Raw genomic sequence first — 20,826 nt, 5'->3', positions numbered from 1 at the left:
CCGGGGAACGAAGTCACGGTAGGGCGGCGCTACATCCGCTGGAGCAGGCGCTGACGGGAAGGTGGCTTCACGATTCACGGTCACGAGGTCTGCTCCTAGTTGAGGGTCGGCGGTACGACGAGTCTTGGCGTGGGCGAAGTCATCAAGGGCGTTGGTGCGCCGCTGTGCGGGCCGCGGGCTGCTGCTCATTGGCGCGCAGGCGACTCGGGGGCCATCAGATCCAGCCTCGGCGGACAGCTGCCACGCCAGCGGCGAAGGGGGTCTCGGCTCCCAGGAGATTGCTGATGATGGCGGCGTGCCGCCGTACGGTCGCCACGCTGGTATCCGTGCGCCGGGCGACCGCCTTGTCCCGGAGCCCCTGACTGTGCAGGCGCAGTATCTGTTTCTGCAGTTCGTTCAGCGGCGGGCCGTCGACCGCCTTGGTACCGATCGGCAGGGCGCGTTCCCACTGCAGCTCGAAGTACTCCCGGATCCACTCGATGATCACCGCAGAGCGCAGGATCACGATGCCCCCCATGCCCGTGGCGGTCAGCGGAAGCATCGCGGTGGTGTCGTCGATGAGCTTCATCTTCATCACCACGCGGGGCAGCACCCGCGCCTCCTCGCCGGCCTGCACGGACACCTCGATCACCTTGGCCGCGACGGGATGCTCGAGGCAGGCGGTCTCATAGATCGATCGGCACCGGATACTGCCCTTGAAGCGCGGCAGTGGCGGCACGGCCGTCGTCTCGTCGATCGGGGTCTCCTGCAGGCAGTTGTCCAACGTCATCAGGTCCCGTACCGCGGTGTTGCTCAGCGAGTAGGACAGCCGAGTGATCTCGTCCCGGTCGGTGACGACCTGGACGGCCGGATGCTCACCACCACTCGGCCGGGAGTCACCCTGCCGCAGAGCCCGCAGCCGCTGGTGACCGCTGATCAGCCGTTCGTGGCTATCGTTCAGCCCCCCGCACAGCTCCGCCAGAACGGCCTCCAACGCCAGATCCGCGGGCGCGGGGATCAACCGCGGCGGGTTCGTGGGATCAGCCGGGCTCAGGTACGCCATGCCGCGGATCGTCAGAGCACGGACCAGGTCCGCCGAACCGAGGAAAGCCTCCGCGTCCTGCCCTGGGCATCCGTCGGCCGCCAGCAGCTTGAGGTATCCGGTCAGGACCTCCTCCTCGACCACCCCATCGAGAAGCTTCAACGCCGACCCCGCGTCTTCTTCGCTCACACCCGCCCCCTCAGGCGACTCACCGACGATTCGATCGCCCATCGTAGTCACCACATCACTCTCGGCAGGAATGCTGAGGCGTCGTGGGTCACTGGGCCGCGACACGGGTGAGCATTTTGTGTCGCTGAGCAGTTTTGATCACCCCCTCCAAACCACGGCAACCTGGGACGTAGCTCCTGCCCGGGTGATCGGAACCGCTCAATGAGCGAAAGTGCTCCTTTCAACACGGCCGATTACCCGTTGTGATGAGTCCCAGATGGCGACCATCTGGGGGACTTCGATGAAGGCAATGAGGCAGGAACGCCGTGGCCGGAGGGCTACCGCGCCTGCATGGCGGCGGGCGCACGCGGTGTTCACCGGGTCGCGGGTCTGGGGGAGGACCGGCGCCGCAGTGCTGGTGGTATGGCTGGTGACGGCCCCGCCGACCGCCGCCCGCTCATGGGCGGCCGGGAGCAGGTTCGCGGTCGCGGCGGGCTGCTGGCAGTACCGGTCAGCGGCCTGGAGCATCTACCTGTGCCGCGACGCCCAAGGCCGCACGTACATGATCAGACAGTACGCCGCGCCACCCGGGCATCCGTACACAGTCGTATCGTCATCCCGGCCAGCGCCCGCCCAGCCGCCTGCCGCCCGGCCCGTCGCCCGGCACTCACCACACCACGGGCGCAGCCATCGACACAGGCACCACGGGCGAGAGACCCACCGGCGTGCGCACCGACGTTGGCCGATCAGCGCGCCCCATCCGCAGCGTGCAGTCCAGAAGCGCTGGTCGTATCACCGGCCGCTACCCAGAGACTCCAGACCACCACATCATCACCACCGTGCAAGTGATGAGCACCAGCACGCCAAAGCCGTATCCCAGAAGCCCGCGAGCAGCACGCCGACCAAGGCGCCCCGCGCAAGCACACTCCCTTGGCCGTTCACGGCCGTACAGCATCCCGTCGTATCCACATCACCAGCACCAGCCGGACCAAGACCGCTGACGGCCGGTCCCGCCCGGTCGACCACACACGAGGACACCAAGCCCATGACCGCACTCAACCTGCTACTCGCCCTGCTCGCGTCCGCTGCCCTGCTGGGTCTGCTCTACCGTCGGCCGCTCGCGATGCCGTGGAACCGTTCACGGACGACACCGGCCGAAAGGGCTCAGCGGATGCGGCGTCCAAAGCCCACCCGCACCCCATCCACCCTTCCCATACGGAACGAGAACCCAACGGAGGACGCTCGCGACCACGACGGCCCGTTGTTCAGCGCGCCGACGACCTCGACACAGGTCGTCGTCCCGCACGCTGACGTTCCCCGGCTCCGCCGAGCCGCAGCTTGGCCCTGGCCGGCGGATCCGAGTGTGCGGATAACGGTGACCGACGATCTCGATCGGGCGCTGCTCAGCGTGCAGATCGAGATCATCGACCGTGTCCGCCGCCAGGAGGAGACCGAGCTGCTCGGCGAACCCGACATCGGTGCGCCGCCTCCGCTGCTCCTGGTGGCCACGCCGGGCGACGCCCGCGAGCGGATCGAGGCCGTACTCGCCCTGGGCAGACCGTACGGAATCACCGGACTCCTACTCGAAGAAGATCGGCCGAGCCTCAGCCTGGACCATGCCTCCGACGTGACCGCGCCGCGAGCCGACCCCCGCAGACCCCGCGCCGCAGAAGTATTCCGAGCCCCGGAAGCCGAAGCCCAGCCGGGCCGGGCGCTGGACGTGCAGTCGAGGCAGGCACCGGCCGGATTGATCCGCTTGCTTGGGCGCTACGTCGTAGAAGGCGGCACCGAGCAATGCGCCGGTCGCAACAAGGACATGTGGGCGTTGCTCGGCCTGCTGGCAGAGCACAGGACGGCCTTGCTCTCCCGGCGGACAGCGGAGGCGAAGATCTGGCCGGACCAGGATGCCGGTGACCACCGCTTTCCTACACTGATCAAAGACACCCGCGCGAAGCTCTGCGACGCGCTTGGGCGGCCGTACGATCACGGCAAGTACGTCATCGAGAACATCGGGATCTCTGGGTATCGGATCAACCCAGGGATCTACACCTGTGACGTCTGGCAACTCCGCGACCACCTGGCCGCCGCGGCCAAGGCGACCGGAGCCCAGCGGGCCGCCGCCCTCACCAAGGCGGTCGAGCTCCGCACCGGCCCGTACCTACCCGAGAGCCCATACGGCTGGGCGCTCAATGCTTCCCGGACACTCGATCGCGAGATCGTCCAGGCCTTCGCTGAACTCGCACGACTGCAGAGCAATCCAGAGCGCGCGGTGTCCTATCTGGAGAAGGCCACCAGCATCGATTCCACCGCAGAGCACCTCTACCGCCGGCGCATGCAGGCCTACGCCGGCCTCGGACGTCCCGAGGCCGTCCATCACTGCTACGAGGAACTGATCAGCCACCTGGGCCCCCGAGCGAAAAGGCCAGAACGGATGACCATCGAGCTGTACGAGACCTTGGCCCGTCAGGCATGACCGAGCCGTGAGGCATTGAAGTCCCACCAGCGGCTGGGCTACTTCCCGAAGTTGAATCAGGAGCCGGAGGCCGTGACCCGGCAGCGCTGTCGCCGGATTCCGTTCCGAATCCCTTCGACCCCAGGCCCTGATCAGGTTCGCGAGTCATGTCGAGGACGGGCGCCTGGCTCCGTCCTAGGGGTGACAGAGCTGTTCCGTGGCGCGAACCGCGGAGCGGCGGACGACGACTGGTAGGAGGCCGGGATGCGGAAGTTGATCGCGAATGAGTGGATGACGCTGGACGGTGTGGTGCAGTCTCCCAGCTATGCCGATGAGGACGTGAGCGGTGGTTTCGGGCATGGTGGCTGGCATAGCGGCTACTTCGATGAGTTGTCCTTGAACTGGGTGATCGAGAACGTGCGCGGCGCGGGCGGCTATCTGCTGGGGCGCGGCACGTACGAGATCTTCGCTGCGCACTGGCCGAACGCGCCGCAGGAGCAGCAGATGCTCGCCGAGCCGTTGAACGCGTTGCCGAAATACGTCGCCTCGACGACTCTCGATGAGCCGCTGGGCTGGCAGAATTCGCGGCTGATGCGGGGTGACCTGGGTGCGGCCGTGCGTGCGCTGAAGGCGGAGGAGGGCAAGGACCTGCATGTGATCGGCAGTCCTGGGCTCGTCCAGAGCCTGATGGTCCTGGGAGTGGTGGACGAGCTGCGGTTGATGATCGACCCGGTGGTGGTGGGCGGCGGTAAGCGCCTGTTCCGCGACGACGGCGCGCTTCGACGGCTGCGGTTGACCGACAGCCAGGTGACCAGCACGGGCGCGATCCTTGCGACCTACGCTGCCGCCGCGGGATGACCCGGCGATGGCCGGCGGAGCATCCAGGGCTTGGTGCCGCGGCGCGCACGAGATTGCGGCCTACCTCTCGTCCGCGCCCGGTAGAGCCGGGCAGGTGAGCGGATCGAAGTACGGCCGGTGATGAGCGACGCCCCGGCCACAGGGTCGGTGAACAAGGGCGTCGGCCGCGTCCTGGCGCCGCAGGTGCTCGGCATCCTCGTTCGTCGCGGGAACGACTTCGCGGCGGCCGAGGACGCCGTGCAGGACGCGTGCGGGCGGGGTCTACGGTGGCGACACGCTGGCGTGGGGGACTGTCGGCACTGGTGTGCTCAGAACTGCCTCGTAGGCCAGAGCCTGATAGAGCTTCTTGCGTTGGGTGGGTAGGGCCGTCCAGCACTCCACGCCGTCGCGGGTGGCGAGCATTTCGGCAACGGCCAGCAGGGCACCGTGACAATCATCGATGCTGTGTCTGACCGCACCCGGAACCTCAAGCAGCAGTGGCAACTCGTGCCGCGAGATCCCATGGGCGGCCATGAGACCGGCGAGGTTAAGTTGAGCGAGCACCGCGCGGCTCATCATCGCCTCGCCCAACGGTGACAGGTCGCCCATGACGTCTCCCGTTTCCTGGCGCGAATGAGGCTGCGTGCCCACAGCTACAGATCCGTCCACACGACAGCGGAGGTCCCCGCGTCGAGGTGCGCGCGGGCGATCACCGGTCCGTACACGTAGTCGCCGGTCACCAACGACAGCCAGCACGTGGTGATTTCCGCACTGGTGGCTTCGCCGATCTCCAGTAACGCCTCGGACACCATCCGGAACACCCTGGACTCGTTGTCGGACACCCCGCACGCCGCCTGTGGGATCTCAGGGGCGTTCACCGCCCATGAGAAGAACGTCGGTGAGACCTGGGGCTGCCGTCCGATCACGGGCCGGTGTCCTCTCGCGGTAACCGGGAGTCTGTCACTTGTGACGTTAGGTTCGCGATCCTGGCGGCCTCAATAAATGTGCACAGACTTGCACGAGCTAGCTCATGCCGTCGATCGCTCCAGTGATCAGCGCCCTGGCCTTGGCTCCGAATACCGCGATGCGCGACAGTTCGGCGAAGGTGCCGGCGTACTCCTGCACCTCGTGTGGCTGCGTGATCGTCAGCCAGGCGGACACCAGTTCCACGTTGACCTGTGCGTCGTCGTACAGGGTGAACGACTCCACGGGCCACGCGGCCCCGCGCGGAGTGTCGAGCGGGATGATCCCCAGGCTGACCGACGGCAGTGACGCCATTGCGAGCAGGTGGCCGAGCTGGCCCGTCATCACCTCGGCGTCGCCGATCCGTGTTCGCAGGACCCATTCCTCCATCAGCATGGCGAAGCGGCGGTCACCGGAGTGCAGGAGCCGTTGACGGTCCATGCGCACGGCCACCGCGTCGGCGACGTCGTTCGGGACGTCGCGCAAGGTGACGATCGTGTTCAGCACCGCCGTGGTGTAGGCCGCGGTCTGCAGCAGTCCCGGGACCACCCACGACTGATAGGCACGGAAATGGCGGGTCCGCTCGAACAGGGGCAGGACCGCTTCCTGCGCTCGCCTCAGCCCTGAGCGCTCCATCCGCCGCCACTCGATGTAGGCGCCCTCGATGCCACGGGCAGTGGCGATCAGGTCCGCTACCTGGTCCTCCGCCCCGCAGTGCAGGCACCAGGCACGGATGTCGGCGTCGGAGGGCGGTGTCCTGCCGTGTTCGAGGCGGGAGCACTTGGATTCGTGCCAGCCGGCCGAGCGGGCCAGCGTCCGTGCTGTGATCCCCGCGTCCTTGCGGATCTCGCGCAGGCGCAGACCGAGAGCCTGCCGCGCCTGCTGGACACTCGAAGACGATGGTGAGGGCACGGGACGAGTGTGCCGTCAGATCGGCCGGTATTCCTCATGAGGGGTGGCCCGTTCCCACACTGCCTCGAACGCGCTGGCGCACAACTTCACCACCGCCGGATCGACGGTGACCTCCTCATCGTCGCGCGCGGGCACCTCACCGTCGCCGCTGAAATGGTTGAACAACACGGTCTCGTCATCGAACAGCCAGAAATCATTGCCCGGCAGAGCCAGATCCGATGCCCGACGGCGAGGCAGCCACCGCACCTGCTCACCGGCGGCGACGTTGAGCCCGTCCGTGACCTCGTACTCGAACCGGATATAGGCACTGAGCGGCTCCGACACGATGCGGGCCCGCCGAACCTGCACCCCGCGGCCGGTGACCTTCCGTACCGTCTCCAACCACGACCGCCACCGTACGGCCGGGTCGAACCGGCGGCCCGCCTGCCAATCCACAAAGGCAGGATCGGAGGTCATGTAACCGTCGCGCATCTCCAGATGGACCGCCGACCGTTCGGCGGCACGAAACAGATTTTCAAACGTCGGCTGCTCCGCCACCGTTCACCTCCGGGAAGAACCGCATCATGCGCTTAGGAAACCTGATCACCACCTCATGCGGGGGAACCTCGCCGACCTCGCCCATCGTCGCTGCATCGGTGATCCGAAACCCCTGCAGGACGTAGTCGTCACCGTCATCCCACACCGTCGGGGACTTGCCCTCCGGCGAGTCCGGGTCCTTACCGAGGAACCGCATAATGCCTCCAAGTGTGCACGGATTTGCTTCGGTCAGCCTCATCCAGCCCAGAGGGCCGGTCAAGAGGGTTCGAGTCGGGGCAGTCAGACACTGGCTGTGCGGACAGTGTCGAAGGCGGATACGGCAAGGTTCAGCGAAGAGCGGGATGGCATGCCGGGGTCGTCCTTGCCAGGGCTGGGTTACATGCGCACGCGGAGGCCGAGCAGCTTCGCGATGGTGCAGGCCGCTCCGGTGGGGTCGCTGACCGGCCCGATCGTGTTGTCGCCGAGACTCCAGGAGTAGTACCAGCCGTCATCGGTGAAGTCGCATTCGATGCTCTCGAAGGTCTCCCTGTAGGCGGTCCGTAGCCTCGCCGGCCGGCCCGGCGAGGCTACGTCCAGGCGTGTCCTGATGGCCGGGTACTTCTTGCCGATGGCCCGGGCCAGGGTTTCGAGATGCGTGACCCGGGGGTTGGCCGACGCCGGCACGTCTATCGAGGCGGTGCCCTCGCGGTGCCGGGGCGCGTCAAAGCTCATGGTCGCCTTCCTTCTCATTCGCCGTCCGCCGTTGATCTCGTGCGCGCCCCTGCTTCGGCCGCACGGGCGAGCGCCTGCAGATGACCTTGCTGTGTTCCAGGCACGGCGGGTGGCCGGCCACCTCCGGCCGGGAGGTCGACCGTGGAGTACTGGTCGTACGGCCGACGCCGAACGGGGGAAGGGCGTCGGCCGTACGACCTGCCGGACGGCGACGGCCGGGCGCTACCCCGGCGCATCCCTCGGCCGATGGGATGTGGTCGCTCACGTCCGGGCGTCCGGCCGGTCCCAGGCCGGACGGAACAGGGGCACGCGCCAAGACCGGCGCGGTCGGCATGCCTACGATCGCAGCCCCGGTTCCCGGTTGGTCTGCTCGGTACGCTGCGAGAGCAGGTCGGTGCCATAGCCCACTGCGGACGTCGTTCAGTCGTTTCGTCTAGCGACCTTGGCTTACTCGTAGAGACCGCCAGTCGGGACGAACCTCGAATGGGCGCCGAGCGCGATGGGCTGGGTCGACTGATGTGTGCGCTGTCGGAGTACCTGTGCCCGGTCACCGAATGTCCCCTCGTCGCAGGCTCGATCGTTGCTGTGAGCATCGCCCGCTTCGGGCAGCGGCCCAACGCCAAAGCGTCCTGATCGGATCACGATGGGTTAGGCCACATCGGCCTACGGGGTGGTTGACCTGTGGTTACGGTGAGGCGGGGTCTTCTCGGGTCCTGCGGCCAGGGAGAGCACGACAGAGGGGCACCGGATGAATGGGCAGGCGAACGACGTGAGGGTCTGCCCGGCGTGCCGTTTCGCTCGACTCAGCCGCTACAACGCCGACCCGCTCTGCGGGTCATGTCTGGTGGCGGCCCGCGGCTCGGTAGGTGTGACCCCGATGTGGATGTGGGATTCGGTGCCGCTGCGGGAAGCACTCGCCCGCGCGGACATGTCGGCGGTCCTGGCCATCTTGCGCGGAGCGTCCGGCCTGAGCCAGCTCGACTTCGGCAACCTGCTCGGCTGGTCCCAATCGGTCGTTACCAAGATCGAGCGGCATCAGCGCAGGACGTTTCATGACGTGGAGGAGATCCTCCGGGTCTGCGACACACTTGACGTTCCGCGTGAGGCATTGTTGCCGCTCATTCTGGGCCGTGTGGATGTCACTCTGGGAATCGACGACGATGCCGGTTTCTGGGGAGCTGATGCGGTGGATTTCGATCGGCGGGAATTCCACGCGATGGCGTCTGGATTGACGATGGGTGCGCTGTTACCACCGCCGCAGCGGGCCGACCGGGCGCATGTGCGATACGTTCAGGCGATTCACGGACGGCTGCAAAGCCAGGACCAGGCAGTAGGCGGAGCGAGCCTGCTACGTCAGGCATTGCGGTGCTTCGCGCGGGCCAGGACCATGCTCGACGAATCCGATTACACCGCCGCGGTTGGACGCCAGCTCCTGGTGGCCACCACGGACTTGGGGATCGTGACGGCCTGGCTGGCCTATGACGCCGGCAACCAGCGGCTCGCGCGGACCATCTATGGTGAGGCCGAACTGCTCGCCGGCGGCTCGGGTGACAGCGACGTGTCAGTGCACGTGTACGCGAATATGGCGCAGCAGGCCACTCATCTGGCGAGGATCACCGGCCGTCGTGGGACGGCTCGGGAAGCCCTGCGGTTCGCCGACCGCGCTGCGGAGGCGGCACGGCATGCACCCTCCCCGACATTGCACGCCCTGATTGCACTGAGACAGGCCGGCGCGTACGCCCAGCTGGGCGACGACGTCGCATTCCGCACGGCCATCACTCTGGCCCATAAAGAGCTCGACCGCGGTCGGCATGATGATGACCGTCCTTGGACGGCGTTCGTCAGTCACTCAGAGATCACCGCGTACGAGGCGATGGGCAGAACCCAGTTGGGCGAGCCAGAACAGGCTGCTCGGCTGTACCGCCTGATACTGGAGGATCAGGGCTTGTCTCCCCGGAATCGCGCCTACCACCGAGCCCGGCTGGCGGCAACGCTCTCGGCCGTCGGTGATCAGCAGGCAGCGATCACGGAGGGTTTGAGAATCCTGCCCGATCTGGGCGGGCGCCTGACCTCCGTGCGTGTGCTCAACGAACTGCGACCAGTGCGGGTGGCTGCCAGCACGCCAGCCGATGCCGAGTTCTGCGAGCGCTTCGACGAAGCCGCCCGCGCACTGACAGCGGCAACCGTATGACCAGCAGGAGGCGGTCCCAGGGCCGGTATCCGAAGTCCCTTGGCCTGGTGCTCGCGAACACAGGTGACAGGTCGGTTCATCGCTCGGTGTCGAGCTGATCGATCGCCGTCAGCAGTTCGTCGACCAGGCGTTCGTGGTGCTGACGTTCTGTCTTCCGGTGAGGACTGGTCATGACGATGGTCTTGGCGTGGCCGAGTGCGCCGGGCCCGGCACCGAGTAGTGCCCTCGTGACGATGATCGCGTCCATCACCTGCAAATCGCGTTCGGCCAGGAGCCGCTGGATCTTTGGCATTCCGCCCGCCTCGGACAGCATCGGCCGCAACTCGGTGGCGAGCGCCGTCAGCCGGTCAAGTCGTTCCGGCGGAAGGCCACTGATCTCCATTGGCTCAGGTCTCGTCGAAGAAGTCTTCGTCGATGCGCTTCAGCACGTACGTCTCCTGATCCTGGACCCCGATGTTGTAGCGGACCATCAACTGGGCCAGGGTGGCGCCGTCGATGAGCACCAGCCGTGCGTTGACCCGTTCGGCGTACTCGGTCGCGTCTGCGGTGAAGTGGCTGGTGGTGACGAAGATCCCCCGGTCGGCCTGCGCGCCGTGGAGGGCGCCGACGAACGCCTGGATGTCGGGCCGGCCGATGGTCCGGTCGGCCGCGTACCGTTTGGCCTGTACGTAGATCTGATCGAGGCCGAGCGGGTCCTGGCGGATGACTCCGTCGACACCACCGTCTCCTGAGCCGCCCAGATGCCTGGCCGAGCCGGTCGGCCCGCCGTACCCCATGGCGGTCAGGACCCGCAGCACCAACTGCTCAAGGAAGACCGGACCGCACTGGCGGACTCGCTCCAGCACCTCGGTGGCGACCACCTCGTTGGCCTCTTCGACGGCACCTGCGATCTTTTCGCGCGGGGGTGCTTCAACGTTGTCCTGGGCGGGGGTTGATCGTGACCGGCTGCGGTCGCGGGAGCGGTTCTTGAACGCTTGGAACTCCTCGAAGTGTTCCAGTACCCCGTTGTCCACCCGATCGGGGTGCGCCTTGAGCACCTTCTGTCCGCGGTCGGTGATCTCCAGTACCGCACGGCGTGGACGGCGTACAAGGCCAGCCTGTACGAGGTAGGTGACGGCCCAGTCCACCCGGCTGTCGGCGACCGTGACTCCGCTGGGGAGCAGCTCTCGCAGGTCTTCCTCGGTCAGCCCCACGTGGGCCGTCACCAGGTCGATGAGTTCGCGCTTCGACCGTGCCCGCCCATCGGACAGCATGTGCAGGACCGGAGCCATGAGCGTCTGATAATCCGGAACCGGCACATTGCCTCCTCGGCTCGCCAGGGTGTCGCCTGAGTCTCTCAGGGAACTCGCAGGCACACGCGAAGACGCTACTGGAGAGTGAGAACCTGCAACGCGGAGTGTCCCGGGTCGTGTTCGCCGACGACGACGCGAGCCCAGCGAGAATGCCCTGGGTGTCCGCTCGCAGTCGGGCTTCGGTGGCCGAGGACGGTGGGGGCCAGCTTGGGCAGTTCGATGAGCGCGATCGAGAGAGTCGAATCCCTTCGCCAAGCTTTCCACCGACACGATCGCCAATGAATGCTGAGCTTCCTGAGATCGATTGAACTGAGCCTTATTGAGAGATGTCCTCTCTGCTGTTCGCCCAGTTCTGCGTATTCTCCTGCGACTTGACCACCTGGCAAGAGTCGATCCTCTATTGACCGCCAGGCTGCCGCGCCATTTCACGGTCATTGCGGCGGCCGACGGTAACGTCTAGGAGGTGGTCGAGATCATGGCTGCACGGGAAGGCCTCGTTGGTTCGTCCGAACGGTGGCTACAAAGCTGCGGCGTTATGACGTGGCGCAGGGCCTATCCGGGAAGGATGGACCAGGCGGCGCCCGCACGGAAATTCCCCGCACTGTTGCTGGCGGAGACTGGGCGAGCTGAGGACGCTGAATGGATCGCTGCGGAGTACATCAGCAACGCGCTGGTGCACACGAAATCAGGGGGCCACGGCGGCTGGTTCGGTGTCGAGGTCATGCTCGGAAAGTTCGCGCTCATCGCCGTACACGACCTGGGCGGCGGTGGGGTTCCGCGTACCTTGCCCGGACAGGCCGGTGGGCGCCTTGAAGAGCATGGCAGGGGTCTGCTGGGGGTGTCCAAGCTTGCCGCCAGGATGGGCTTCTTCGGAAACCCCGCCGACGGCCATACGGTCTGGGCGCAACTCGCGCTCGGCACCGATCTGAAGCAGCAAACGTCGTGATCGCCAATGACCCGCCTGATGAGGCGGCACTACTGGCAGGGCTGCGATCGGACTGGCCGGGTTGGGAGTTCCAGGTGATCCACCGCCGGTGGACCGCGTCGTTCGGCACGCGGGCAATCATCTGGGCCTCCTCTGCCGAAGAAATCCGGGACTGCCTCGAGGCTCGCTCGGATCGAGAGCCTGGGGCCTGAGCATCGCCGCCAGCCTGGCTGTCAGGTCGGTGGCGTACGGGATGACTGTGGTTTCGCCCCGGGGGAGGGGCCGGGGCGAAACCACAGTCTCGGCGGGTCACCCACGCGCTGCTCAGTCAACGGTCTTACAGCCGGTACACACCGATTGCCGCTCAAGACCCGAATCGTGCCGGGGAACGGAGGGTCCCCGGCGCAGGGATGTCGGGTGTGCCGATCGTGGGACCGCCGGGGGCGCTTCCTATGAGCGGTATCCCGGCTCTGCATCGTCTGTGCAGGTCAGGGGGATTCTCGGGGGTGCCGCTGGTGGGTCCGAATCGCCTGAATAGGCGAGACGAAACATGCGTGCGGTCTGACCGGCGTCATTTTTGTCCCTGGTCTCCTCGTACCCTCGGGTCTTCCTCCTACCCTCCCGTACTCGCCAACCCTGACCTCACCCCCTCGCAACGCGGTGCACCACGCCATGGGCCCGGACTTGAGGAGTGGAGACCCGCGAGGCGAACGCTCAACTCGAAGGCCACCTGGTCGAGGAGATCGTCAATAGCCTCCGCCATTCACCGATCTCGGCGTCTGTCGTTTTCTTGTCCTTTCTCAATTGAGATTCTGGTAGTGGGATGTCAAGTCGTCCTCGCAAAAGGTCGGCATCCGCAACTCCTGCGACAGGTGAATTCTGTTCATTATATGAACTGGTACCCGGTGGAAAGTCAAGTCCGGCGCAGGTTTATTTTCGGTAATCAGTTTGCGCCGGTTACTGAGGTAAGCCTCTCCAGCCGCTGCGGTGATAGAGAAATTCGGCAACGGTGCTTGCCTCGTCGTGCACGTCGAGAAATGGTCGTATCACGGAAACAAAAACGGCGACGGAACGCCGGATCTGGAACAGTGAAAAGGGAGACGAAAATGACCGCTACGAACACCCGCCCCGCCATCACCGCGACCGCGCGCAAGGGGACCGCTGACGGCTCAGACGGTGTGACCGCCACCACGGGCGGTCCCCGGCCGGACGGGGCGGCAGGCGCGGTATGGGACGCGTTGATGGCGAACCCTGGCGCGACGACCATGATGATCGCCACCGCGGCGAGGGTCAGCCGGGCCACCGCCGTCAAGGCGCTCACGGCCATGGCGGACGCGGGTCACGCCGTACGGACCTCCGGCGGTCGCACCGAGGGTGGTAGGCCGCTCGGGGATACATGGGCCGCCGGTCATGGCACGGCCGACGACGCGGGCACCTCCGCCACCGACACGGCCTCGGATGACAGCGCTACCCCGGACGCCGGACTCACCAGCCCGCCTGTCACCGAGCTTCCCCCGGCGGGTGACGCCGGTCCGGCACTCGGCTCGGACACTGCCGCTGAGGAGGCCAGCCACGAGGAGGCGGCCGTGGCGGATCCGGGGCCGTCGCCCGCCACTGTCTCGCCCTCCCCGGCGGTGACCGGTCAGACGATCCAGGACGCCATGCGGATCTTGGAGGCGGAGGAGGAGCGGCGGCCCAGTGCGGAGGCCGAACTCCAACGGGCACAGGCCGAGGAGGAGGCCCGGCGGGCCAAGGCCGTAGCGGAACTCCAGCGGGCTCGTACCACTGAGGCCACCCGGCGGGCGCTGGCCGATCTCCTGACCGCTGTGACCACCACGTATGCAGCGGTGATCGCCGGTGACACCGACGCCGTCACGACCGGTCTGGAGGCGATCTATGCCGAGACCGCCACCGTTCGGCGCGTTACCAAGGCCAACCCGGCCCGTACGGCCACCACCGGCACCGCCTCTACCGCCCGCGCGGCGGGGAGCGGGACCCGTACGGCACCCCGCCCGCTACGTCCCTCGGTCGCCGCTCATCTGGCCACCCACCTGGGCAAGGACTTCACCCCCGGTGAGATCGCGAAAGTTCTGAGCCGGTCCGCCGGGGCGGTCGCCAATGCCCTGGACAGCCTGGTCAAGCAGGGCGAGGCCGAATTGACCTGCGAACACCCAAACCGCTACCGCGCCATCTCGACCGTCACCGCCAACACCTACGAGACCGCCTGACGGGCACGTTGGGCGGGCCCGCAGACAGGGGCCCGCCCCGGCCCCATGGGGGCGCCGCTCGCGACCAGGGGGCCGGTCCGGAACCCGCCCAGCTGCGCGTGCCCCCGGTAGGGCCTACTCATAAGGAGGAGAACACCGATGGCCGATGAGATGTTCGCCCTGCTCGGCTGGGCCTGGGACATCGACACAGCCACCCGTCTCGCCAAGGCTTATCCGGTTGGAACGGCCGAGGTGCGGCCACTCGCCGGGCTGCTGTCCCTGATCCGGATCGCACCCGAACACGCCGCGACGGTCGACCTCACCCGCCCGCTGCTGGTCGTCCCCTTGCCGAACATCCCGGCCCCGGGCAACCGCCTGGTGATCGACGGCTGGCACCGAATCCACCGAGCCCTGTCCGAGGGCGTGGACCGGCTGCCCGCCATCCTGCTCGACGCGTCCGATGAACGCGCCTGCCGCCTACGCGGTGGCGACATCTATTGACCGGCTCCGTGACGTTCAGAGCACGCCCGGCCGTGCCGACGGACCCCGCAGCTTGAGAAGGAGAACAATCGATGTCTGTTACGAGTCGTATATCCGTGACCGCCAAGAACAAGCCCATCAAGCACGCGGTGACGCGGAAGCGCACCTGATCACCCGGCTCGACAACGGCGAGGCACTGACCGTCGCCGTGGCCGCCATCACCCGGAGTTTCTACCAGGACACTGCACACCTGGACGCGATCACCGCCAGGAGGACCTCGTGATCCGCTGGGAACCAGGCCTGGCGGGGGACGGAACGGGACCGGGCGAGGCCGCCGCCGACTCCATGATCGGTGGGCTACGCAGACTCGCCGAGGCACTCGCCCGCCTCGACGCCACCGACCCAGACACCGACTCGATCAGCTACGACCAGGCCACCGACGCTCTTGTAACCGCAGCCCGCGACTCGGTGACCGCCGCCACGCCGATCCTCGAACGCCCCGAGGCACTGGCCGCCGTCTTCCGTGAGGCCACCGAGGTCCTGCGTGAACTGCCCATGTGGTGTCGCGGCTGCGAGCAGGCCGACGGCGACCTATGCGGGGATCACACAGCCGACCTCGCCCGCGCAGACTCCTACGACGCACTCCTCGCCGCGATCAACGGCCCGTCCGCGTCAGGCCGTTGAGGAGCAGCTCCTGCTTTCCATCATCGCTTGACACCGGATCACTCACCACAGACGAAAGGCACGACCATGCATGAGATCGAAATCCTGGCTGACGGTACCGCCGCCGTTGCGGTCGCGGAGAAGGCGCCCTGGCACCGGCTCGGCTACGTGGCACCCGGCCCGATGACCGCGACAGAGTTGCTCACCAACGCCCGTCTGGACGGGTGGGACGTCCGCAAGGTACCTGTCGGATCGGTCGCCGACCCCATCACAGGCCAGACCGTGCACGCGCCCGATGACTTCCTGATCGTGCGGACCAACCCCGCCACGGATGCCCCGGATCGCCTGGGCATGGTGGGCCGGGACTACAGGTGGTGCAAAACGAGGAGGTCGCCGACTTCCTTCAAGCCCTGGTGGACGAGTCCGGAGCGATCTTCCACACCGGCGGATCCCTCAACTCGGGACGGCGGGTGTTCGTCACCATGAAGCTGCCTGACCACTTGATGGTCGGCGGCATCGATGCCGTCGACCTCTACATCGCCGCGTTCTCCCGCCACGACGGCTGGGGATCCTTCACCACGGTCGCCACTCCCGTAAGGGTCGTCTGCGCCAACACCGAACGCGCCGCCCTGCGCAACCACCGGTCGATCTTCAAGGTGCGCCACACCGGGCACATCGCCGGACGCATCGCCGAAGCCCGGGAGGCATTGAAGTTGAGCTGGAAGCACGGTCAGGCGTTCGCCGCCGAAGCAGAGCAACTCCTCGCGACACCGATGGAGGTGAAGGAGTTCCGCCAGTTCACCGGCGCCCTCCTGCCGCTGCCGCAGACCCGGGCGTGCTGGCCAAGCGCAACCACGATGAGGCGATGCGCACCCTGGAGGCCTTGTTCAGCACCGCCCCCGACCTCGGTAACATCCGGGGCACCCGCTGGGCGGCCTACAACGCCGTGACCGCGATGCTCGATCACCACTCCAAAGTCACGGGCAAACGCGATCCCGACCTGGTGCGCGCCGAGCGGGCCCTGACCGACGACCACCCCACCGCCAAGATCAAAATCCGCACGTTCGAACTCTTGCGCACACCCTGACCACCTGCACCAGCCCGGCGGCCCGCCTCCAGCGGGCCGTTCGGTCTTCGCCCCAGGACAACTGCGCCGCTACCAGACCCCGCCCGCTGGCAATCGAGCTTCAGTTCGTGCTTGAAGAGTCTTCAGGACTCGAGAACCCAACAGAAGGACGTGCGTACCCGACCCGGTCCGGTCGGTTGACGGTGCTGACCCGTACCGGGGCGGTGTGGTTGGGAGCTTCGATCATCTCTCCGTTCCCGATGAAGATCCCGACGTGCCCTGGACCATCGGACTTCATCTCGAAGAAGACCAGGTCGCCGGGCTGTTGCTGGCCCGGAGGCACATGGGAGAGGCTGTTCCATTGGCTGGCCGCGTAGTGCGGGAGCCTGACGCCCACGGCCTGGTAGGCCATCATCGTGAGCCCGGAGCAGTCGAAGGCGTCCGGGCCTTGCGCTCCCCACACGTAGGGTTTGCCGAGCTGGGCACGGGCATAGGCGATCACCTTCGCGGCGACCACGTTCGGCGGCAACGCCCCGGCGGCACACCCTGCCGCTGTCACGGCTTCGGGCGGTATCCCGCCTGCATATCCGGTGGCGAGCGCCCGAATGGTCTTCACGTACCAGGCGGCATGGTTGTACTGGAAGATCGCCGCATCCAGGTGTTCGGGCGCCCCGTCGGCCTTCAGCAGGTGGGCAGCACCGAAGATGGCATCGGTGGGATCGTGGACGTCCTTGCTACCGTCGCCGTTCCCGTCGACTCCGTACGCCTTCCAGGTGGTGGACAGGAACTGCATCGGCCCCATCGCCCCCGCGTCGTTGGCGCCGGAGTGGATTCCTGAGCCCTTCCCCCGGCCGTGGTCGGACTCGGTCTTCCCGATAGCGGCGAGGACCGGCCATGGCACGCCATACAACGCCCCGGCCTGCTGGTACCAGGCCAGGTAGTCGGCTGGGATGTCCGAGGCGGCGTGAGCGGCGGGTGCCGGGCCAGCCGCGCATGACCAGCCGCTCCCGCTGCCCGTGACGAGGGCGCCGATCACTCCGCCGAAGACGACCGCGACCAGCAGCACCACCATGCCGACGGTGCCGAGCAGCAGCGCCATCACCTCGCCTTGGTGTGGTCGGGGCCATGGAGTCTGGGGCCGGCACTGGGCCAGGCGTCGACCAGGTCGATCAGCCTCCTTCGTGGTCCGGTGGATCCGAGGGGAAGCCATACACATCCGGCGGGCCCCTCCAAGGCGGTGCCGGGTGTCTGTACGGCGGTCGCCACGGGCACCTCAGGAATTCCGACGACCTTCCGCAGGTTGATCTCGCGGGCCTGGCTGGGCAGCCAGAACAGCACAGGTGTGGAGATGCCGGTGGCCTCGGCCAGGGCAGCGTAGCCGGAGAGTTTGCCGGCCACGAGGGAGAGGGTTTCACTGCCGGTGTCATGTTCCAGGAAGAAGTCCACCTCAGCGAGGCGACCGTCTGGGGTGGGCTCGGCCCAGCGACCGTAGGCGTCCGGGCGGGCCAGGTCAGCCCACAAGGCGGCGCATCGGCGCTCGGGCCACCACTGCGTGACAGCGGCATCGTCACTGCGCCGACGTGCGTAGGCGTGCAGCTTGGCGAAGAAGTCGTTGACGCCGACCTGGTGGGCGAGCTTCACGGAATGGGAGATTGCCAGGGTGGTGTCGTGGCGGTAGCCGAGTTCGGTGACGTCGATGCCGCGCTGGGCGGCGAGGATGTGGGCACCCGCCGGTCCGAGTACCCAGTGCATGGGCTCGCTGCCGACCGGGGCCCACGGTTGGAACCTGGCCAGGGCGGATAGTTGTTTGAGCTCCAGAAGCCGGTGGCGGGCCTTGTGCGGGTTGTGGAACACGATCTCGGTGATCTGGTGCGTGGTGAGTACCCGGTGCTCCCAGACCAGTTCCAGTACGGCGCGGTCCCGGCCGGTGAGCCGGTGCGCGAGGTCGGCGATCAGCTCGGGTGAAACCCTGGGCCTGGTGCCCCTGATCCGCCGCATCCGGTTCTTGGTCGTTTTGGCGGTGCGAGTCATGAACAGTCCCTTCGGTGGTCGGTTGTGCCGGGCCGCCCGGCGGTGCGGGGATCGGTGAGGGCCTTGGGCCGTATCGGCTTGGAGGGCCGTGCCGTCTTCCTGGTGGCGAACCCCTGGCGAGAGGCTGCGCGGACCGCCTCCTGCCGTCCGGGGATCGCGTCCGGGAGGGGCCGGGTACGGAAGGTGAACGCCGAGGTTTGCTCGTTGCCGGTGACGATCCGCCCGGCGGCCTGGTAGGCGCCCAGGTGGGACAGGTCATGCGGGGTCAGCAACGGCGAGACGTGGCGGGCCAGGTCGGTGGCGTCCTCGGGTGAAGCGGTGAAGTAGACCTTGTTGCGGGCATCCGCTGATACCGCGTCGCGCAGGTCTTTGGGCAGCTGGCTGAGGTGCTGGTGGGCGATGACAAGGGAGAGCCGGTAGGCGCGGGCTTCGGCGAGCAGGTCACTGATGGAGCCGGGCAGGTTCAGGAAGTTGTGCGCCTCGTCCACGTACGCCGCCGCGTCCCGCCGGTCCGCCTCCGCCAACCGGAAGCGCGGGGTGATCGCCTGCCAGGTATGGGCGAGCAGCAGTGACCCGAACAGGCGGGCGGCGTCTTCACCGAGGACTCCCTTGGGCAGACGGGCCAGGATAAGGCCGCTGTCGTCCAAGAGCCGGCCGAGGTCGACCGTCGACTCGGCCCCCGAGAGAGCGTCGCGAACGAACGGACGCAGCAGCACCGCCCGGAGCTTGTTCATGACCGGGCTGATCACAGTGGACCGCCCGGCAGGGGACAGGTCGTCGTAGGCGGCCCAGAACCCACTCAGCAGCTCGTCATCGAGCTTGGCGAGAATGCGAGTCCGGTACGGGGAGTCCGTGAGCAGCTTGGGCACATCACCGAGCGTCGCCCTGGCCCCATTGACCCGGGTCAGGGTGAGGCATGCCGAGCGCATCAGGTCATCCAGCCGCGGGCCCCACGAGGAGGAGAAGCAGCGGTGGAAGATGGTGACGATCGAGTCGACTGCGAACCCCGGATCGGCCCCGGCGAGCACATTGATGCACGGCGGTGGTCCCGCTTCAGTGGGGTCGAACACGACCGTACGGCCGATCGCGCGTTCGGGCAGTCGGTCCAGGACGTCTGCGATCAGGTCGCCTTTCGGGTCGATGACCAGGGCACCTCGTCCGGCGTGCGCGTCGGTGAGGATCAGGTTGGCCAGGAACGTGGATTTGCCAACGCCGGTCTGGCCTAGGACGTGCAGGTGCTGGCGGCCCCCGGTGACGGTCAGCGCCACCGGCCGGGGATAGCCGGTGTCAGCGTCCCCCAGGACCCGCACGGACGATGAGGCGGCGGCTGGCACGGCCGGGGACGGTGCGACTGGACGCGCCCCCGCCCGGGTCACGCCGGGCGCGTCGACGTCGTAGGGCAGGTGCGCCAGCACGGCCAGCTCGGGCCCCGAGAGCAGGTAGCCGCGATCCAGGCGCCTCGCCGCCAGCCGCAGCGCTGGTGACCTCAAGTGCCTGCGGCGGAGGTACTGGTGGCCGGAGGAGTAGAGGGCGAAGGTGGAGGCGATCTCATGGGCGTGACCGCGCAGCCAGCCCTTCGCTTGACGACCGAAATGGCTGCTGGTGGCGACCGCGTAAAGGATCTGGACCTCGAACCGAGGCTGGGCCGCCTTGGCGAGGATGCCTCGTACCTGTTCGGCACGCTCGGGGAACATTCGCGCCAGCTCGCCGGGGTGCACGGTCCCGGACATGCCCGGGGTGATCAGGTCGAAGATCTGGCCTTGTAAGGAGGCGGACCGGCCACCTCGCAACGCCGAGGCGGCCCGATGCGCCCTGCCGAGGCGGCGGCCGGTGACGGGGCGGGCCAGCACCTGGACCACGGCGTGTTCGCCTCGGCCCAGGCCCGACATCGCACCGAGTAATGCGCGGAGCGGGTCGGCTTCATGCTTGCCGGTCAGCGGGTAGTGATCGGGGCGGGCCAGAGTGAGCCGCCCTCCGGCGGTGGGTGCGGCCAGCGGAAGTGGTGGGCTGGCAGGCCGCGTGGTGATGGTCGCTCCGGGCCACGCTGATCGGACGGTCTTCTCGACCAGACCGGGTGGGAGGGTGCCTGGCACCCAGATCTGTACGCGGATCCCGGCGGCGTCGGCGACGTACTCGAAGGCCAGATGCGGCTGACCGAACAGCCCACGCTTCCACGCGGGGGCGGTCAACCCGACCAGATGCGACCACCAGGCGGCAGCACTGTCCTCCTCCACCTGCGGTGGTACCGCCACCTCGACCAGCCGGGCGCCCGGGGTGAGACGGGAGTGACGCCAACGCCACACCAGCGACCGGGCGCAGGCGAACATGGCGGCTCCGCCGAACCCGCACGCCATAAGGCGCGGACCGTAA

At 67.4% G+C, this 20,826-nt stretch carries 22 protein-coding genes; 10 read left to right on the top strand and 12 right to left on the bottom strand.

The genetic code is table 11. The features are described from left to right. Positions 1 to 214: 214 nt before the first annotated feature. Entirely contained in the window at positions 215 to 1,210 is a 996-nt protein-coding gene (locus ACRYCC_RS35340) for a hypothetical protein (protein WP_433818278.1), read from the bottom strand. A 1,354-nt stretch (positions 1,211 to 2,564) separates the two neighbouring features. On the opposite strand from ACRYCC_RS35340, the gene ACRYCC_RS35335 reads away from it, so the two are divergent. Together ACRYCC_RS35335 and ACRYCC_RS35330 are read left to right on the top strand one after the other, a co-directional pair. Continuing rightward, complete coding sequence (locus ACRYCC_RS35335; protein ID WP_433818277.1) at positions 2,565 to 3,662, top strand: AfsR/SARP family transcriptional regulator; 1,098 nt, start codon at positions 2,565 to 2,567, stop codon at positions 3,660 to 3,662. A gap of 243 nt (positions 3,663 to 3,905) precedes the next feature. After that, positions 3,906 to 4,499 carry a dihydrofolate reductase family protein gene (locus tag ACRYCC_RS35330; protein ID WP_433818275.1) on the top strand — a complete coding sequence of 198 codons (594 nt, stop codon included), beginning with the start codon at positions 3,906 to 3,908 and terminating at the stop codon, positions 4,497 to 4,499. Positions 4,500 to 4,760: 261 nt separating this feature from the next. On the opposite strand, the gene ACRYCC_RS35325 is transcribed toward ACRYCC_RS35330, so the two are convergent. The 6 genes from ACRYCC_RS35325 to ACRYCC_RS35300 all read right to left on the bottom strand — a co-directional run bounded on the left by ACRYCC_RS35325 (position 4,761) and on the right by ACRYCC_RS35300 (position 7,601). Further along, positions 4,761 to 5,087 carry a hypothetical protein gene (locus tag ACRYCC_RS35325; protein ID WP_433818274.1) on the bottom strand — a complete coding sequence of 109 codons (327 nt, stop codon included), beginning with the start codon at positions 5,085 to 5,087 and terminating at the stop codon, positions 4,761 to 4,763. Positions 5,088 to 5,131: 44 nt separating this feature from the next. After that, positions 5,132 to 5,404 (bottom strand): hypothetical protein, encoded by a 273-nt coding sequence (locus tag ACRYCC_RS35320; protein WP_433818272.1) that lies wholly within the window; start codon positions 5,402 to 5,404, stop codon positions 5,132 to 5,134. 97 nt (positions 5,405 to 5,501) lie between these two features. Next, positions 5,502 to 6,353 (bottom strand): helix-turn-helix domain-containing protein, encoded by an 852-nt coding sequence (locus ACRYCC_RS35315; protein ID WP_433818270.1) that lies wholly within the window; start codon positions 6,351 to 6,353, stop codon positions 5,502 to 5,504. A 15-nt stretch (positions 6,354 to 6,368) separates the two neighbouring features. After that, positions 6,369 to 6,890, bottom strand: a complete 522-nt coding sequence (locus tag ACRYCC_RS35310) for a DUF6879 family protein (protein ID WP_433818268.1) — start codon at positions 6,888 to 6,890, stop codon at positions 6,369 to 6,371. After that, the gene (locus ACRYCC_RS35305) at positions 6,868 to 7,128 is read right to left on the bottom strand and encodes a hypothetical protein (RefSeq protein WP_433818266.1); all 261 of its coding nucleotides are present in this window, start codon (positions 7,126 to 7,128) and stop codon (positions 6,868 to 6,870) included. Before ACRYCC_RS35305 ends, ACRYCC_RS35310 begins: the two co-directional genes overlap by 23 nt. 137 nt (positions 7,129 to 7,265) lie before the next feature. Next, the gene (locus ACRYCC_RS35300) at positions 7,266 to 7,601 is read right to left on the bottom strand and encodes a hypothetical protein (protein ID WP_433818265.1); all 336 of its coding nucleotides are present in this window, start codon (positions 7,599 to 7,601) and stop codon (positions 7,266 to 7,268) included. 748 nt (positions 7,602 to 8,349) lie between these two features. On the opposite strand from ACRYCC_RS35300, the gene ACRYCC_RS35295 reads away from it, so the two are divergent. Continuing rightward, complete coding sequence (locus ACRYCC_RS35295; protein ID WP_433818264.1) at positions 8,350 to 9,792, top strand: NsdA family TPR-like regulatory protein; 1,443 nt, start codon at positions 8,350 to 8,352, stop codon at positions 9,790 to 9,792. A 76-nt stretch (positions 9,793 to 9,868) separates the two neighbouring features. Here ACRYCC_RS35295 and ACRYCC_RS35290 read toward each other — a convergent pair whose 3' ends face one another. Both ACRYCC_RS35290 and ACRYCC_RS35285 read right to left on the bottom strand, forming a co-directional pair. Beyond that, complete coding sequence (locus ACRYCC_RS35290; protein ID WP_433818263.1) at positions 9,869 to 10,174, bottom strand: hypothetical protein; 306 nt, start codon at positions 10,172 to 10,174, stop codon at positions 9,869 to 9,871. A 4-nt stretch (positions 10,175 to 10,178) separates the two neighbouring features. Further along, positions 10,179 to 11,090 (bottom strand): restriction endonuclease, encoded by a 912-nt coding sequence (locus tag ACRYCC_RS35285; RefSeq protein WP_433818261.1) that lies wholly within the window; start codon positions 11,088 to 11,090, stop codon positions 10,179 to 10,181. Positions 11,091 to 11,547: 457 nt separating this feature from the next. Between ACRYCC_RS35285 and ACRYCC_RS35280 the strand changes: the two genes are divergently transcribed. The 7 genes from ACRYCC_RS35280 (at position 11,548) to ACRYCC_RS35250 (ending at position 16,446) form a co-directional block, all read left to right on the top strand. Further along, positions 11,548 to 12,030, top strand: coding sequence for an ATP-binding protein (locus ACRYCC_RS35280; protein WP_433818260.1), 483 nt, complete (start codon positions 11,548 to 11,550; stop codon positions 12,028 to 12,030). Positions 12,031 to 13,115: 1,085 nt separating this feature from the next. Further along, on the top strand, positions 13,116 to 14,237 hold the full coding sequence (locus ACRYCC_RS35275; protein ID WP_433818258.1) for a hypothetical protein: 1,122 nt from the start codon (positions 13,116 to 13,118) through the stop codon (positions 14,235 to 14,237). Between the two features lie 138 nt (positions 14,238 to 14,375). Further along, positions 14,376 to 14,717 (top strand): hypothetical protein, encoded by a 342-nt coding sequence (locus ACRYCC_RS35270; protein WP_433818257.1) that lies wholly within the window; start codon positions 14,376 to 14,378, stop codon positions 14,715 to 14,717. 52 nt (positions 14,718 to 14,769) lie between these two features. Further along, complete coding sequence (locus ACRYCC_RS35265) at positions 14,770 to 14,979, top strand: hypothetical protein (RefSeq protein WP_433818256.1); 210 nt, start codon at positions 14,770 to 14,772, stop codon at positions 14,977 to 14,979. After that, on the top strand, positions 14,976 to 15,380 hold the full coding sequence (locus ACRYCC_RS35260) for a hypothetical protein (RefSeq protein ID WP_433818255.1): 405 nt from the start codon (positions 14,976 to 14,978) through the stop codon (positions 15,378 to 15,380). The genes ACRYCC_RS35265 and ACRYCC_RS35260 overlap by 4 nt, the downstream gene beginning before the upstream one ends. 350 nt (positions 15,381 to 15,730) lie before the next feature. Further along, entirely contained in the window at positions 15,731 to 16,309 is a 579-nt protein-coding gene (locus tag ACRYCC_RS35255; protein WP_433818253.1) for a DUF932 domain-containing protein, read from the top strand. Next, complete coding sequence (locus ACRYCC_RS35250; protein WP_433818252.1) at positions 16,225 to 16,446, top strand: DUF932 domain-containing protein; 222 nt, start codon at positions 16,225 to 16,227, stop codon at positions 16,444 to 16,446. Before ACRYCC_RS35255 ends, ACRYCC_RS35250 begins: the two co-directional genes overlap by 85 nt. A gap of 100 nt (positions 16,447 to 16,546) precedes the next feature. On the opposite strand, the gene ACRYCC_RS35245 is transcribed toward ACRYCC_RS35250, so the two are convergent. From ACRYCC_RS35245 to ACRYCC_RS35235, 3 genes are read right to left on the bottom strand one after another with little or no spacing between them, the layout of a single operon-like run. Then, positions 16,547 to 17,524 (bottom strand): C40 family peptidase, encoded by a 978-nt coding sequence (locus ACRYCC_RS35245; protein ID WP_433818250.1) that lies wholly within the window; start codon positions 17,522 to 17,524, stop codon positions 16,547 to 16,549. Continuing rightward, positions 17,524 to 18,456, bottom strand: coding sequence for a replication-relaxation family protein (locus tag ACRYCC_RS35240; RefSeq protein ID WP_433818249.1), 933 nt, complete (start codon positions 18,454 to 18,456; stop codon positions 17,524 to 17,526). Before ACRYCC_RS35240 ends, ACRYCC_RS35245 begins: the two co-directional genes overlap by 1 nt. Further along, a complete protein-coding gene (locus tag ACRYCC_RS35235) occupies positions 18,453 to 20,783 on the bottom strand; it encodes a type IV secretory system conjugative DNA transfer family protein (RefSeq protein ID WP_433818247.1) in 2,331 nt (776 codons plus the stop codon). The genes ACRYCC_RS35240 and ACRYCC_RS35235 overlap by 4 nt, the downstream gene beginning before the upstream one ends. Positions 20,784 to 20,826: the final 43 nt, after the last annotated feature.

Source organism: Actinomadura scrupuli, assembly GCF_050971785.1.
Classification (GTDB): domain Bacteria; phylum Actinomycetota; class Actinomycetes; order Streptosporangiales; family Streptosporangiaceae; genus Actinomadura_E; species Actinomadura_E scrupuli.
Note: the sequence above shows the minus strand (reverse complement) of the source record. Positions and strands in the feature narration are given on the sequence as shown.

Bases quoted from the DNA above. Each gene is read 5' to 3' on its own strand.
- ACRYCC_RS35295 (WP_433818264.1), top strand. From the start codon at position 8,350: ATGAATGGGCAGGCGAACGACGTGAGGGTCTGCCCGGCGTGCCGTTTC.
- ACRYCC_RS35245 (WP_433818250.1), bottom strand. From the start codon at position 17,524: ATGGCGCTGCTGCTCGGCACCGTCGGCATGGTGGTGCTGCTGGTCGCG.
- ACRYCC_RS35300 (WP_433818265.1), bottom strand. From the start codon at position 7,601: ATGAGCTTTGACGCGCCCCGGCACCGCGAGGGCACCGCCTCGATAGAC.
- ACRYCC_RS35325 (WP_433818274.1), bottom strand. From the start codon at position 5,087: ATGGGCGACCTGTCACCGTTGGGCGAGGCGATGATGAGCCGCGCGGTG.
- ACRYCC_RS35290 (WP_433818263.1), bottom strand. From the start codon at position 10,174: ATGGAGATCAGTGGCCTTCCGCCGGAACGACTTGACCGGCTGACGGCG.
- ACRYCC_RS35240 (WP_433818249.1), bottom strand. From the start codon at position 18,456: ATGACTCGCACCGCCAAAACGACCAAGAACCGGATGCGGCGGATCAGG.
- ACRYCC_RS35275 (WP_433818258.1), top strand. From the start codon at position 13,116: ATGACCGCTACGAACACCCGCCCCGCCATCACCGCGACCGCGCGCAAG.
- ACRYCC_RS35250 (WP_433818252.1), top strand. From the start codon at position 16,225: ATGCGCACCCTGGAGGCCTTGTTCAGCACCGCCCCCGACCTCGGTAAC.
- ACRYCC_RS35235 (WP_433818247.1), bottom strand. From the start codon at position 20,783: ATGTTCGCCTGCGCCCGGTCGCTGGTGTGGCGTTGGCGTCACTCCCGT.
- ACRYCC_RS35330 (WP_433818275.1), top strand. From the start codon at position 3,906: ATGCGGAAGTTGATCGCGAATGAGTGGATGACGCTGGACGGTGTGGTG.
- ACRYCC_RS35305 (WP_433818266.1), bottom strand. From the start codon at position 7,128: ATGAGGCTGACCGAAGCAAATCCGTGCACACTTGGAGGCATTATGCGG.
- ACRYCC_RS35270 (WP_433818257.1), top strand. From the start codon at position 14,376: ATGGCCGATGAGATGTTCGCCCTGCTCGGCTGGGCCTGGGACATCGAC.